This is a genomic window from Mycobacterium sp. 852002-51971_SCH5477799-a, from assembly GCF_001667145.1.
In the GTDB taxonomy this organism is placed as follows: domain Bacteria; phylum Actinomycetota; class Actinomycetes; order Mycobacteriales; family Mycobacteriaceae; genus Mycobacterium.
Genome location: NZ_LZIF01000037.1, coordinates 1 through 15059 on the forward strand (window position 1 = coordinate 1; position 15059 = coordinate 15059).

The following is a 15059-nucleotide window of genomic DNA, read 5'->3' on the forward strand; positions in this document are numbered from 1 at the left end:
TGCTAACGGCAAACTCGACACCAAAGCCTTGCCGGCCCCGGGCTATCAAGACGGCGAGGGCTATCGCGCCCCGACCAACGCCGTCGAGGAAAAGCTGGCCGAAATTTACGCGCAAATCCTTGGGCTGGAGCGGGTTGGGGTCGACGACTCCTTCTTCGAACTGGGTGGCGACAGCATTCTCTCGATGCAGGTGGTCGCGCGGGCCCGTGCCGTCGGGGTGGTGTGCCGGCCCCGTGACATCTTTGTCGAGCAGACCGTCGCCCGGCTGGCCAGGGTAGCCACCGTGACCGACGGTTCGGAAAACGTGATCGATGAGGGCGTCGGGCAGGTAGTGGCCACGCCGATCATGCACTGGCTGCACAGGCTGGATGGTGCGGTTGATCAGTTCAATCAGACCATGGTGGTGCAGGCGCCCGTGGGAGCCGGCGAGGCCGATGTCGTGGTGATGTTGCAGGCCTTGCTGGACCGGCACGCCATGCTGCGGGCCCGGGTCGAGGACGATGGCGCAGACGGTTGGTCGTTGCACGTGCCCGAGCCGGGTTCGGTGGACGCCGGCGAGCGACTGCACTCGGTAGACGTCCTCTCCGAAGAGGCGCTAATCGGGGCGCGGTCCTTGTTGAACCCGGGCGCCGGGGTGATGCTGAGCGCGGTATGGGAGGGATCCAGCGGGCGGCTGGTGGTGATCATCCACCACCTGGCCGTCGACGGGGTGTCCTGGCGGATCCTGCTGGAGGATCTCAACATCGCCTGGGCGCAGCATCACACGGGTCAGCCCGTGGTGTTGCCGCCCGGCGGGACGTCGTTCGCCCGGTGGGCGTCGCTGCTGGTCGAGCATGCGCGCCGCCCAGAAGTCGTAGAACACGCCGGTGCCTGGACGCAGGTGGCCGAGTCCGCTCCCGCCATGCTGCCGGCGGCGCAGCCCGCGATGGACACGATCGCCACCGCAGGATTGCTGTCGACGGAGCTGGACGCCGACACCACGGGCATGCTGCTCGGTCGGGTGCCTTCGGCGTTTCATGCCGGCGTGCAAGACATCCTGTTGATTGCGTTCGCGTTGGCGGTGGCGGAGTTTTTCGGAACCGGAGCCGCGCCGATCGGCATCGACGTCGAGGGCCACGGGCGTCACGACGAATTGGCCCCAGACGTGGACCTGTCGCGCACCGTGGGGTGGTTCACGGCCATCTATCCGGTGTCACTCGCCGTGGGCGCGCTGTCGTGGGCGCAGGTCGTGGCCGGCGAGGCTGAGCTGGGAGCGGTGATCAAAAACGCCAAAGAACAGCTCCGCGCTCTCCCCGACCCGCTCAGTTACGGGCTGCTGCGTTACCTGAACAGCGAAGTTGACCTGGGCGAATTCGACCCACCGATCGGTTTCAACTATCTGGGGCGGTTGGGCGGCCCGGCGATCCAGCTGTCGGATGATCTGTGGCGGGTCAGCGAGAACAGCTTGTCGTTGACCGCCGCCGCCGCGGCGGTACCCATGTCGTTGGCACACACGCTGGAGCTGAACGCCAGCACCGTGGATACGGATGACGGCCCGCACCTGCACGCCAACTGGTCGTGGGCCCCCTCAGCGCTGGATCGCGACCAAATCAGCCGCCTCGGCCAGTTGTGGTTCGACGCCTTGGCCGGTATCTGCGCCCACGTGAGCCGCGGCGGGGGAGGGATGACGCCCTCCGACATCCCGTCTGCCCGACTGACTCAGCAGCAGATCGACACGCTGGAGGCGGAAGCCCGCATCGCGGACGTACTACCCCTCACCCCGCTGCAACGCGGACTGCTATTTCATGCCAGAGCCGCTCAAGACAGCGACGACGATGTGTATGCGGTGCAGCTGGACGTCGCCGTGGCCGGGCCGCTTGACCGCAGCCGGTTACGCCAGGCGGTACAGGCGGTCGTCACCCGGCATCCGAACCTGGCGGCCCAATTCAGCGAACAGTTCGACCAACCCGTCCAGATCATCCCGACTGATCCCGTCGTGCCGTGGCGATACGTCGAGCTCGACGGCGACGAGGACGGCGACGTGCACATCCAGCGGGTTCGTGAGGCCGAGCGCGCCGCGGTCTGCGACCTGGCCGACCAGCCGGCCGTCCGCGCCGCTTTGGTCCGCACCGCAGCAGACCAACACCGGTTTGTGCTGACCAATCACCACATCGTGCTCGACGGCTGGTCGACGCCGATCCTGCTGGGAGAGATCTTCGCCAGCTACCACGGCCAGCGCCTACCGGCGCCGGTTCCGTATGGCAGGTTCTGTGCGTGGCTGGCCGAACGCGACCGTGCCGCCGCGCAGGATGCCTGGCGTGCGGTTCTCGCCGGTTTCGAGGCACCCACACTTGTGGGGCCGCCGGATCGGTTGGGGCTGGGACCGCGAGGCGCCGCCTCGTTTACGGTGCCCGAGGAAACCACGCGGGCCCTCACCGAGCTCGCTCGCTCACACCAGACGACTGTCGGCACGCTCTTGCACGCCGCGTGGGCGCAGCTGCTGATGTGGATGACCGGCCAGCGCGATGTGGCGTTCGGCACTGTGGTTTCGGGTCGCCCGGCGGAACTGGCCGGCGCGGAGTCGATGGTCGGCCTGTTGGTCAATACCGTGCCGGTGCGGGCCAACATCACCGCGGCGAGCACCGCGGCAGACCTGCTCGACCAGCTGCAGAGCGCGCACAACGACACGCTCGATCACCAGCACCTGGGGCTCGCCGATATCCACCGCATCACTGGTCACCAACAACTCTTCGACACCGTTTTCGTGTACGAGAACTACCCCAGGGACGCCGCGGGATCGTGGGGCGAGCAGCAGTTGACGATCGCCGACTTCCGCGACTACTACCACTATCCGCTGACGGTCCAAGCAGGGCCGGGCCGCGAACTGGACCTGCGCGTCCAATTCCGCACCGACGTGTTCGACGTCGCCGGCATCGAGGCGCTCATCGAGCAGCTGCGGCGATTGCTGGTGGCCATGACCTCCGATCCGACGCGGCCAATAGCGTCGACGGGTCTGCTGGACGATGGTTGGGCTCGCCGAGAAAGGCTCGCCCCGTCTGCGACCGCGACGATGACCGAACTCCAAAGACACGACAACGGTGATGGTCGTCGCGCGCCGGAAACCGTGGTCGAACAGATCCTGGCCGACATCTACACCCAGGTGCTGGGGGTAGACCGCTTCGGGGCCGACGAGTCGTTCTTCGACCTAGGTGGAGATTCGCTGTCGGCGGTGAAGGTGGTTGCTGCGATCAACGCCGCTTTCGATAGCCGCGTTTCGCTGCGCACCTTGTTCGAGGCGCCGTCGGTGAAAGCTTTGAGCCGGCACTTGGGCATTCGCGCCGCCTCGGTGGACGAAGTGCACGACGGAGGCCAGGGCGGCGACCGCTAAGACGGCGCCAACCGCACGGTGGGCGCGACCAATTCGTCGACCCGTGGGCGCCGCCCAAGGCCCGTCTAGTCGCGAGCGGCGGCTACCACATCAGTGGCACTACGCGATACCGAACTTTCTCTCTGTACTCGCGGTATCCATCCAACTGTTCCTCGAGGAGTTTTTCCTCGTCTCGGATCCGCACAGCGAGCACGATCAAGTTAGGAACGACGAATGCGAGTCCCCAATAGGAGCCAAGCGCCAGGGGGGCGCCGACCATCATGATCAGGTTGCCGGTGTACATGGGGTGCCGCACCAGCCCGTACAGGCCAGTTGAGGCAAGACTCTGTTCTTCCTCGACCCGGATGGCTCCGCCCGCATAGCTGTTGTGAATGATTACCAGCATCACCACACCCAGTCCAGCGGCCACCAGCATGTCACCCAAAACGCAGACGGCCGTTGGCACCGAGGACCAGCCAAAGCGATGGTCAAGGGCGCTGACCACGAGCATTGCCGTCAGCGACATCCACAGGCAAGCCATCACGACTTTCTGCACTTTTCGTGTTTCAGCTGCCGGGCCCCCTTGCATCCGCCGCTGCAGCGCAACGGGATTCGTTCGCAGCAAGTAGATGCTGGGGATCCAAGCAGAAATGACATACATCGCTAAAAACACCCACGCCTGCCAGTAATTCAACGTGAATGCCGCCGAAAACAGGATCAAACCGAACACGCTCGGCTCAATCAGGCCGAATACCAACATCTTAGGAATGGTCTTCAAGAATCTTCCTTACCCTCCGTCCGGTGCACCACGCTAACAGCAGGCACCCCACGCCGCCGGAAAGCCGCCGCTCCAGCGACCTCACCGATCGCCAGCCGCCACAACCGCGGCGCAGGGCCGACACTACCGCCGGCTATCCGCAGGATGTGCGCAATTGGTCAAAGGGCGAGCGGCTGGCCCACCCCCACCAAAAACCGGTTCAGCCCAGCGATTTCCGGAAGGCGGCCTGCGCGTTGCGCGTTTGCTGTACCGTAGCCCGCTATGGCGGGGGGTTCCCATCGGCCGAGGGCGGGCACCATCTCGCTGGACGACATAACTCGCAGGATCGGCGCCCCGGACGCCCCTCCTAGTTTCGACGCCGTTGCTCAGACAGCCTATGCGCCTGCCGATCTGCCACGGGGCCGGTTCATCGCCGCGATCGTCGCGCTCGGCAGCGCGGAGTTGATGGCGTCGATAGAGCTCACGATCGGGATAGTGGCGCTTCCCAAGATCCAGAACGAGCTGAACTTGTCGAGCGCCGGGCGAAACTGGGTGGTGTTCGCCACTCTGCTGGCCTGCAACGGACTGATATTGGTCGGCGGCCGTCTCGGTGACACGATCGGCCGCAAGCGCGCCTTCGTCATCGGCACCGTGCTCTCCACCGTCGCATCGGTGATGTCCGCGATCGCGTGGAACGAAGGCAGCCTCGTTGTGGCGCGGATGTTGAAAGGTGTCTCTATCGCGATACTTGCACCGACGTGCCTGGCCCTGGTCGCGACAACATTCCCGAAGGGCCGTCTACGCAATGGCGCGATGGCGGTGTTCACCGCCATGGGCAGCGTCGGCTCAGTGCTGGGCCTGGTGGTGGGCGGGATAATCACCGAAGTGTCATGGCGGCTGGCGGTTTTCGTGACCGCACCGATCGGGCTGCTGGCGCTCTACTTGGCCCACATCGCGCTTCGGGAAACCCAGAAGGAGCGGATGAAGCTCGACGTCACCGGGGCTGTGCTGGCCACGCTGGGCGTCACCGCGGTGGTGCTCGGCTTCTCAATGCAGTCTGGCAAGGGAGTGCTGTCGGCCGGCACCATCGGGGCGGGTGCGGTGGGTCTGGCGGCTTTCACCGCTTTCGCCGTGGTCGAGCGCAGGGCGGAGAACCCGGTCCTGCCCTTCAGCTTGTTCGCCGAGCGCAATCGGCTGGCCACGTTCGCGGCGTTGTTTCTCACCGGTGGCCTGATCATGGCGCTGATGCTCGTCGTCACCGTTTACGTGCAGGACATCATGGGCTACAACACGCTCCAATCCGGCCTGGCGTTCATCCCGTTCGTCGTAGCGGCGGCCGTCGGGCTCGGCGCGGCTTCGCGGTTGGTGGTGTCGTTCCCGCCGCGGGTGGTGGTGATCGGCGGCAGCATCCTGATGTTCGGCGGCGCGCTGTACGCGTCGAATCTGCACCGCGGTGTCCCATACTTTCCTAACCTCGCGCTCCCGATCGTCGTCGCCGGTGTCGGTGTCGCCCTGGTCGTGGTGCCGCTTTCGCTTTCGGTGATCGCCAGCGTCGGCCCGGACCGCATCGGGCCCACCTCGGCCATCGCGGTGGTGCTGCAGGGTCTGGGCGGGCCGGTGGTGCTGTCCGTCATCCAGGCCGCCATCACCTCGCACACCCTGTCCCTGGGTGGCGTCAGCGGCCCGGCGAGGTCCATGAACGCCGCCCAGCTGTCTGCGCTCGACCGTGGCTACACCTATGGTTTGCTGTGGCTCGCCGGGGCGGTCGTCCTGCTGGGGGTGGTGGCGCTGTTCATCGGTTACACCGCGCAGGACGTAGCGCGGGCGCAGGAAGCCAAAATGGCCGCTGATCTGTAGTTGGCGGCGCGTCCGCCTCGCCCGCGCGGACGGGGGCGGACGGTGGGTGAACCACCGTCTACCCAATTTGCCCTTTTCGAACATCCTCTGCGACGGCCCCGGTAATCTCAGGCACGTGTTTGAGACGTCCATTCCGGATGTGCTGCGTGAGCGTGCAAGTTTGCAGCCCAACGACCCAGCGTTCACGTTCATGGATTACGAGCAGGATTGGGCCGGCGTCCCCGAAACCCTGACCTGGTCTCAGCTGTATCGCAGGACTTCGAACGTTGCCCACGAACTCGGCCGCAGCGCATCCAGCGGTGACCGCGCGGTGATATTGGCACCCCAGGGGCTCGAGTACATCGCCGCTTTTCTCGGCGCATTGCAGGCCGGGCTTATCGCCGTGCCGCTTTCGGCGCCCACCGGCGGGGTCCACGACGAGCGCGTGGACTCGGTCCTGCAGGACACGTCGCCCTCGGTCATCCTCACGACGTCTTCTGTGGTCGGCAATGTCGCCGAGTATGTCGAGGCCCGCAACGGTGGTTCCAGTCCGTCGGTCATCGAGATCGACGCCCTGGACCTGGACTCGCGAGCAGCGTCCGACGGTGGCAGCAGCCGGTCCGATACCGCCTACCTGCAATACACGTCCGGATCGACGCGCCGCCCCGCCGGCGTCATGATCTCGTACGAAAACGTGCTGGCCAATTTTCAGCAGTGGGTGCAGGCCTACTTCGCCGATTCCGGCATGGACATGACTGTGGTGTCCTGGCTGCCCTTCTACCACGACATGGGCCTGATGGCGGGCATCTGCAAACCGGTCCTCGGCGGAGTTCACGCCGTTCTCATGAGCCCGGTGGCTTTCCTGCAGCGCCCTGCCCGTTGGATGCAGTTGATGGCGACCCACAGGCGCGCCGTCACGGCGGGACCGAACTTCGCTTACGAACTGGCGGTGCGCAAGACCACGGACGAGGACATGGCCGGGCTTGATCTCGGCGACGTGGTGGCGTTCATCAGTGGTAGCGAACGGATCCATGCGGCGACGCTGCGGCGTTTCACGGAGCGGTTCGCCAAGTTCAATCTCGACCACACGGTGCTTCGCCCTTCGTACGGGCTGGCCGAGGCAGTCTTGTACGTGGCGACCAGCGCGTCGGGCCAGCCCCCGCGGATCGTCCGCTTCGATTCCGATGCGTTGTCCGCTGGACGCGCGGAACCTTGTGGCAGCGGCGGGACTCCGCTGGTCGGCTATGAGCTGCCGCCCTCGCCGACGGTCCGGATCGTCGATCCCGAGACCACCACCGAGTGTCCGGACGGGACGACCGGTGAGATCTGGGTGCACGGCCACAATGTCGCGTCGGGGTACTGGGGCAAGACCGAAGAAACGCAGCAAACCTTCCGCGCGAAACTCATCGATCCGTCGACGGGTACACCCGAGGAGCCTTGGCTTCGGACCGGCGATTTGGGTTTCGTTTCGGATGGCGAGCTGTTCGTCATGGGACGCATCAAGGATCTTCTGATCGTCTACGGGCGTAACCACTCTCCCGACGACATCGAGGCGACGATCCAAGAGATCACGCGGGGCCGCTGCGCGGCGATCGCGGTTCCCGACAAGGAGACCGAAAAGCTCGTCGCGATAATCGAATTCAAGAAGAATGGCGACTCCGCGGAGGTCGCGGCGGAGAAGCTGGTGGCCGTCAAACGCAAAGTCGCCTCGGCGATATCCAATTCCCATGGGTTGGGTGTGGCGGACCTCGTTGTGGTGGCTCCCGGCTCCATCCCGATCACCACCAGCGGCAAGGTCAGGCGAGCGGCCTGTGTCGAGCAGTACCGGCAGAATCAATTCGCCCGCTTGGACGCCTAGGCACCAGGGCGTCGGCGGCTTTTGCGCCGGGCGCGTGGGATGCTCAGACCATGACAACAGCCCGTGTGCCGGGACTGCCGCCCGGTGAGGCAAAAGCCGCCGCCGACGAAGCCGCGGTGCCCAATTACATGGCCGAACTCAGCATCTTTCAGGTGCTTCTCAACCATCCGCCGCTGGCGCGCGCAATCAACGATCTGCTCGCCACCATGCTGTGGCACGGCACGCTCGACCCGCGGTTGCGTGAGTTGGTGATCATGCGAATCGGCTGGCTCACCGCATGCGACTACGAGTGGACGCAGCACTGGCGGGTTGCGTCGAGGCTGGGCGTGGCCCCAGACGACCTGCTCGGCGTGCGCGACTGGCAAGCGCACGCCGGATTCGGCCCTACCGAGCGCGCGGTGCTGGCCGCGACCGACGACGTGGTGCGCGACGGTGCGGTGAGCGCCGAGAGCTGGGCGGCCTGCGAGCGTGAATTGACCAGCGACACAACAGTTCTCATCGAACTCGTCACCGCCATCGGCGCGTGGCGGATGGTCGCCTCGATCCTGCAGAGCCTGCAGGTCCCGCTCGAAGAGGGCGTGTCCAGCTGGCCGCCGGACGGCCGACCGCCAACGGAGGCCGTAATCGATTGACAGATCAATTCGTATCTCTTTAGCGTCGGGCAATGAGAACCAGGGTCGCCGAGATGCTCGGAGTCGAATTCCCGATCTGCGCCTTCAGCCACTGCCGTGACGTGGTGGCGGCGGTGACCAACGCCGGCGGCTTCGGGGTCCTCGGCGCCACCGCGCACAGTCCCCGGCGTCTGGAGAGCGAGCTGACCTGGATCGAGGAGCAGACCGGGGGCAAGCCCTACGGAGTCGACCTGCTCCTTCCGCCCAAATACGTTGGCGCCGAGCAAGGCGGCATCGACACGAAACAGGCCCGCACCCTGCTGCCCGACGAGCATCGCGCGTTCGTCGAGGACCTCCTGGCCCGCTACGGCATCACGGCGCCCGCCGAGGAGTCGCGCGGCTCGACGGGCGGCCTGAGCATCTCGCCCAAGATGTACGAGCCGCTGCTCGACGTCGCCTTCTCCAGCAACATCCGGCTGATCGCCAGCGCGCTCGGGCCGCCTCCGGCGGACGTCGTCCGCCGGGCACACGACCACGACGTGCTGGTGGCCGCGCTTGCGGGCACCACCCGGCATGCGCAACGGCACGCCGACGCGGGTGTCGACCTGATCGTGGCGCAAGGCACCGAGGCGGGCGGTCACACCGGCGAGGTCTCGACGATGGTCTTGGTACCCGAGGTCGTCGATGCCGTGGCGCCGGTGCCCGTCCTCGCCGCCGGTGGAATCGCCCGTGGCCGCCAGATCGCCGCGGCGCTGGCCCTGGGCGCCGAGGGCGTGTGGTGCGGCTCGGTGTGGCTGACCACCGAAGAAGCCGAGACGGTACCCGTAGTCAAGGAGAAATTCCTGGCCGCCAGTTCGTCGGACACGGTGCGATCGCGTTCGATGACGGGCAAGCCGGCACGGATGTTGCGCACGGCCTGGACCGACGAGTGGGAGCGGCCGGAAAACCCCGACCCGCTGGGCATGCCGTTGCAGACCGCGCTGATCACCGAGCCCCAGGTGCGCATCAATCAAGCCGCCGCCCACCAGGGCGCCAAGGCGCGTGAGCTGGCCACCTACTTCGTCGGGCAGGTGGTGGGCTCGCTCGACCGGGTCCGCCCGACGCGCTCCGTGGTACTCGACATGGTCGACGAGTTCATCGACGCCATCGGCCGGCTCGACGGCCTGGTCGAGAAGTGACTCGCGGGGCCGGGCCAACCGCGCGGAATTGACGGATTCCTGACGGCCGACGCGCGTATGCCCAGGTCAACACCGTGAATCTGGCCGAATGCTGTGTGCGCCCCTAATGATTGCGTACAGAATCTCCGACACGCCATCCAGGGATTTGACCGCGCCATACCCGTCGTGCATTATCGGTCCGGTAAGCACCTCGTTAGGTGAGGCGTCTACACGAATACAGGCCACTGACCCCGAACGTCGAAAGACGCCCCGGGTCAGGACAGCTCCTCCCGGCTTAAGGGTTGAGCCCAGGTGGCTTCCGCTCGGATTGTTTGTCCGGGCCAGGACACGTCGTGTGGTGCCGAAGCTCTGACGAGAGGGGTGCGGTTCGCCGGCGGTCGTCGGGTTCTGCTCCTTTGCTGCGCATAGATTGCATGCGGCCCGCGCATGCGTCGTGACCGCGAGGAGGTGAGGGACACATGGCTTCGAGCGATAGTCCGGACCGAAGTCCGAACGGTGTTTCGTCCCGATCCGGTCTCCGGCGCGACCTTCTCGGCTGAGTCGCCGCCACGCTAAGTCGTTATAGGCCAAGCGTTCTGAGATCACAGGGACGGGACACCTCAGTCCGATCAGTCCCCGTTGGATCTCCCCTCTAGGAGGCGAAAAATGACCGCAGCTTTCTACGACGACGCAATGACCGTAGCGCCCGCCCGCACGCTGACCGTTGTGCGCGACACCGGCACCTTCCCGGCGCCCGCTCCCGCTCCCGAGGCGCGCCGCCGGGCGGACAACCCGCAGTTCGGCGCTGGCGGCGACCTGCTAGTGGACGGCGCCGCGCGCCTGTTGAGCGTGCCGCTGCGTCACGTGTACGCCGCGCTGTGGCGCGTTGGCGTCCTCGAAGTGCGAGGCTGAAGGCCGAACTTCGATGGACGTCGAGAGTCCTGCTCCAAGGGGTCGCCCGGGCGCAGCGGTAGTTCTGCGCCCAGGCGACCCCTTGGGGTGCGCCCGGATTTGCGGGTCTTCGTAGAATCGTTTTATCGGCGTCGATCCGGCCATCACCGGGGAGCCTTCGGAAGAACAGCCGTCGGCGGCTCAGTAGAACCGAACGGGTAGGCCCGTCACAGCCGTGATCGAGTGGCCACGCGAAAGCGCGGCAAGCGGGGTGGTACCGCGGCGCTCGCGCAGCCAGCGCGTCGTCGTCCCCGGTTTGCACCGTGGCACAGGAGACAACGCGCATAGTGACCGACAACGCCGACGTCAACACGTACCCCAAGCCGGCCGGCGGAGCGCCCGACTTTCCCGCGCTCGAGCTCGAGGTGCTCGACTACTGGGCCCGCGACGACACCTTCCGGGCCAGCATCGCGCGGCGCGACGGCGCACCGGAATACGTGTTCTACGACGGGCCGCCGTTCGCCAACGGGCTGCCGCATTACGGACACCTGCTCACCGGCTACGTCAAGGACATCGTCCCGCGCTACCGCACGATGCGCGGGTACAAGGTGGAGCGCCGCTTCGGCTGGGACACCCACGGGCTGCCGGCCGAACTGGAAGTCGAGCGCCAGCTGGGCATCACCGACAAATCGCAGATCGACGACATGGGCATCGCCGCGTTCAACGACGCGTGCCGCGCCTCGGTGCTGCGCTACACCGACGAGTGGCAGGCCTACGTCACCCGCCAGGCGCGCTGGGTCGACTTCGACAACGACTACAAGACGCTCGATCTGCCCTACATGGAGTCGGTGATCTGGGCGTTCAAACAGCTGTGGGACAAGGGCCTGGCCTACGAGGGCTACCGGGTGTTGCCGTACTGCTGGCGCGACGAAACGCCGCTGTCCAACCACGAATTGAGGATGGACGACGACGTGTACCAGAGCCGCCAGGACCCGGCCCTCACGGTCGGATTCAAGGTGGTCGGCGGACAGCTGGACGGGGCCCACCTGCTGGTGTGGACGACGACACCGTGGACCCTGCCGTCCAACCTCGCGGTCGCCGTCAACCCCGACGTGACCTACGTCGAGGTCAAGGCCGAGGGCAGGCGTTTCGTCCTCGCGCAACCGAGACTGGCCGCCTACGCCCGCGAATTGGGCGAAGAACCGGAGATCGTGGCCACCTATCTCGGTGCCGATCTGCTGGGCACCCGCTACCTGCCGCCGTTCCCGTATTTCATGGAGACGGCCAACGCATTTCAGGTCCTGCCCGGCGACTTTGTCACCACCGAGGACGGTACCGGCATCGTGCACATGGCGCCGGCCTATGGCGAGGACGACATGGCGACCACCGACAAAGTCGGTATCGCCCCGGTCACCCCGGTCGATTCCAAGGGGCGATTCGACGCAGGAGTCCCGGATTACCAGGGGCAGCACGTCTTTGACGCCAACCCGCACATCATCCGCGACCTGAAGAACGGTAGCGGTCCGGCCGCGGCCAACGGCGCGGTGCTGCTTCGCCACGAAACCTACGAGCACCCATATCCGCACTGCTGGCGCTGCCGCAATCCGCTGATCTATCGGGCGGTGTCATCGTGGTTCGTCGCTGTCACCGAATTCCGGGACCGCATGGTCGAACTCAACCAGCGGATCACCTGGTACCCCGAACATGTCAAGGACGGCCAGTTCGGCAAGTGGCTGCAGGGCGCCCGCGACTGGTCGATCTCGCGAAACCGCTACTGGGGCACTCCGATTCCGGTGTGGAAGTCCGACGACCCCGCCTACCCGAGAATCGACGTCTATGGCAGCCTCGACGAACTCGAGCGCGACTTCGGGGTGCGGCCCGCCAACCTGCACCGGCCCTTCATCGACGAACTGACCCGGCCCAACCCCGACGACCCGACCGGGGCCAGCACGATGCGGCGCATCCCCGACGTGCTCGACGTGTGGTTCGACTCGGGTTCGATGCCGTACGCCCAGGTGCACTACCCGTTCGAGAACTCCGAGTGGTTCGACAGCCACTACCCGGGCGACTTCATCGTCGAATACATCGGGCAGACCCGCGGCTGGTTCTACACCCTGCACGTGCTGGCCACCGCGCTGTTCGACCGCCCCGCCTTCAAAACCTGTGTGGCACATGGCATCGTGCTGGGCTCCGATGGCCAGAAGATGAGCAAGTCGCTGCGCAACTATCCCGACGTCAGCGAGGTGTTCGACCGCGACGGCTCCGACGCCATGCGCTGGTTCCTGATGGCCTCGCCGATTTTGCGCGGGGGCAACCTCATCGTCACCGAGCAGGGCATCCGCGACGGTGTGCGCCAGGTGCTGTTGCCGTTCTGGAACGCCTACAGCTTCCTGGCCCTCTACGCGCCCAAAACCGGTACCTGGCGCACCGATTCGACGCAGGTGCTGGACCGCTACATCCTGGCCAAGCTCGCCGAGCTGCGCGACGACCTGACCCACGAGATGGACACCTGCGATATCTCGCGGGCCTGCGAGCAGCTGCGTCAGTTCACCGAGGCGCTGACGAACTGGTATGTGCGACGGTCGCGTTCGCGATTCTGGCAGGAGGATGTCGATGCCATCGACACCTTGCACACCGTGCTGGAGGTGACCGCGCGGCTGGCCGCGCCGCTACTTCCCTCGGTGACCGAGATCGTCTGGCGCGGCCTGACCTCCCAACGGTCGGTGCACCTGACCGATTGGCCGCAAGACGGGGACGTGCCCGCCGACCCCGACCTGGTCGCCGCGATGGATCAGGTCCGCGAGGTCTGCTCGGCCGCATCCTCGTTGCGCAAGGCCAAGAAGCTGCGGGTGCGACTGCCGCTGCCGAAACTTACGGTGGCGGTGGACAATCCGCAGCGACTGGAGCCGTTCGTCGACCTCATCGCCGACGAACTCAACGTCAAGAGCGTGGAGCTGACCGACGCGATCGGCACCTACGGCCGCTTCGAGCTCACCGTGAACGCGCGGGTCGCCGGGCCACGGCTGGGCAAGGACGTGCAGGCGGCGATCAAGGCGGTCAAGGCGGGGGAGGGCGTCGTCAATCCGGACGGCACGCTGAGCGCCGGACCCGCGGTGCTGCAACCCGAGGAATACAGCTCCCGCCTGGTCGCCGCCGACCCGGAATTCACCGCGGCCTTGCCCGACGGGGCGGGCCTGGTGGTGCTGGACGGCACGGTGACCGCCGAACTCGAAGCCGAAGGTTGGGCCAAGGACCGGATCCGCGAGCTGCAGGAGCTGCGCAAGTCGTCGGGTCTGGATGTGTCCGACCGGATTTCGGTGGTGATGGCGGTACCCGGCGAGCGCGCCGACTGGGCGCGCGCCCACCGCGACCTCATCGCGGGTGAAATCCTGGCCACCAGTTTCGAATTCGGCAATCCGGCGGACGGGGCCGAGATCGGTGACGGCGTGTGGGTGAGCATCGTCAAGGCGTAGCCGGCCCGGAAACGCTCAGGCGCGGTGTTGCAGCGCCCGCTGAGCATGCGGCCAGAACGGCATGCCGGCCACCACGGTCGCGCCGGTGGCGATGACTCCGACCGCGACGTCCACGCTCTTGCGGCCATCCGATGCCCAGTAGACGTCCTTGAGGTCCAACAGCAGCGCCAGCTCGTCGACGATCATGGCGTTCGCGGCGCCGTACGCCACCGCGGCCGCGGGATGGCGCCGTTGCGCTTCCGTGCCGCGCAGGCCGATGCCGGCTACCGTCGCCAGCATGCCGATGCCGATGTTGTAGTGGTGAAAGTGGTTGCCGCCCAGCGACATACCGCCACCGGAAGGTCCATGTCCGGCGCGAATCCAGTGGGTGAGGCCGCGCAGGCCGGCGAACGTGAGGGTGAACGACGCCCAGGCCAGCACCGTGGTCTGCTCCCCGGGTTGCAGCCGCTGGTTCCATTGATGACGCAACCGCGCCCACCGCGTCGAGGGCGGCGAGCCCCCGGACGAAACGGCCGTGTCGCCGGGCCGGGTGTCCATTATTTGACTGCGCGCCAGCGCAGCCGGCCGCCGCGAACTTCGACCTCGACGCGACCAAAGCCCACCGAGCGCAACCGATCCGGCAGGGTATCCGGTGACACCGTGTTGCACGTGTCTCGCAGATGCAGGATCCGGAACCACAGCGAGGTCACGCTGTCGCTGCCGGCGAACACGCCGCCGGGGCGCAGAACCCGGAACGCCTCGGCGAACAAGCGGTCCTGCAGCTCGGGCGTCGGGACGTGATGCAGCATGGTGAACGACACCACCGAGCTGAACTCGTCGGACGGCAATCCCGTCGCGGTGGCGTCGCCGTTGATGATGTGCGCCCGGTCGCCGTAGAGCCGCTGCAGGCGCTCGGCCATCGGCGGGTCGATCTCCACCGCAGTGAGCCGCGGCGTCTTGTCGACCAGTATTCGCAGGATCGCGCCGTAACCCGGGCCGATCTCGAGCGTGTTGTCGCCCAAATCCACATCGGCGAGCGCCCACGGCAGCAGATCCTCCTCGACCGCCTTGGCCCAGCGGTTCGAGCTGCAGATCCGGCGGTGCGCCAGGTTCATGGCCATGGCGAAAACGTTAGTCCAACTGGCCCTTCG

General features: G+C 66.4%; 10 protein-coding genes and 1 riboswitch. Of the genes, 7 read left to right on the top strand and 3 right to left on the bottom strand.

Annotated features, from left to right (window positions below; all coding sequences use genetic code 11):
- Nucleotides 1-3367, top strand: a 3367-nt coding sequence (locus A5753_RS03100) for an acyl carrier protein (RefSeq protein ID WP_067123330.1), incomplete at its 5' end; no start/stop codon positions are given.
- A gap of 82 nt (nucleotides 3368-3449) precedes the next feature.
- Here A5753_RS03100 and A5753_RS03105 read toward each other — a convergent pair.
- Complete coding sequence (locus A5753_RS03105) at nucleotides 3450-4124, bottom strand: isoprenylcysteine carboxylmethyltransferase family protein (protein WP_067123332.1); 675 nt, start codon at nucleotides 4122-4124, stop codon at nucleotides 3450-3452.
- Between the two features lie 261 nt (nucleotides 4125-4385).
- On the opposite strand from A5753_RS03105, the gene A5753_RS03110 reads away from it, so the two are divergent.
- From A5753_RS03110 to ileS, 6 genes are all read left to right on the top strand, one after another.
- Nucleotides 4386-5960, top strand: a complete 1575-nt coding sequence (locus A5753_RS03110) for an MFS transporter (RefSeq protein ID WP_082971148.1) — start codon at nucleotides 4386-4388, stop codon at nucleotides 5958-5960.
- A 115-nt stretch (nucleotides 5961-6075) separates the two neighbouring features.
- Entirely contained in the window at nucleotides 6076-7797 is a 1722-nt protein-coding gene (locus A5753_RS03115) for an AMP-binding protein (RefSeq protein WP_067123334.1), read from the top strand.
- A gap of 50 nt (nucleotides 7798-7847) precedes the next feature.
- Entirely contained in the window at nucleotides 7848-8429 is a 582-nt protein-coding gene (locus A5753_RS03120; protein ID WP_067123336.1) for a carboxymuconolactone decarboxylase family protein, read from the top strand.
- A gap of 32 nt (nucleotides 8430-8461) precedes the next feature.
- Nucleotides 8462-9586 carry a nitronate monooxygenase family protein gene (locus A5753_RS03125; protein WP_067123338.1) on the top strand — a complete coding sequence of 375 codons (1125 nt, stop codon included), beginning with the start codon at nucleotides 8462-8464 and terminating at the stop codon, nucleotides 9584-9586.
- A 182-nt stretch (nucleotides 9587-9768) separates the two neighbouring features.
- Nucleotides 9769-9953, top strand: a riboswitch (M-box (ykoK) riboswitch).
- Nucleotides 9954-10231: 278 nt separating this feature from the next.
- Complete coding sequence (locus A5753_RS03130; protein WP_067123340.1) at nucleotides 10232-10477, top strand: Rv1535 family protein; 246 nt, start codon at nucleotides 10232-10234, stop codon at nucleotides 10475-10477.
- A gap of 326 nt (nucleotides 10478-10803) precedes the next feature.
- Entirely contained in the window at nucleotides 10804-13929 is a 3126-nt protein-coding gene (ileS, locus tag A5753_RS03135; protein ID WP_067123342.1) for an isoleucine--tRNA ligase, read from the top strand.
- A 15-nt stretch (nucleotides 13930-13944) separates the two neighbouring features.
- Here ileS and A5753_RS03140 read toward each other — a convergent pair whose 3' ends face one another.
- On the bottom strand, nucleotides 13945-14466 hold the full coding sequence (locus A5753_RS03140) for a hypothetical protein (RefSeq protein WP_197694569.1): 522 nt from the start codon (nucleotides 14464-14466) through the stop codon (nucleotides 13945-13947).
- Nucleotides 14466-15029 (bottom strand): class I SAM-dependent methyltransferase, encoded by a 564-nt coding sequence (locus A5753_RS03145; protein ID WP_067123344.1) that lies wholly within the window; start codon nucleotides 15027-15029, stop codon nucleotides 14466-14468. The genes A5753_RS03140 and A5753_RS03145 overlap by 1 nt, the downstream gene beginning before the upstream one ends.
- Between the last annotated feature and the right edge of the window lie 30 nt (nucleotides 15030-15059).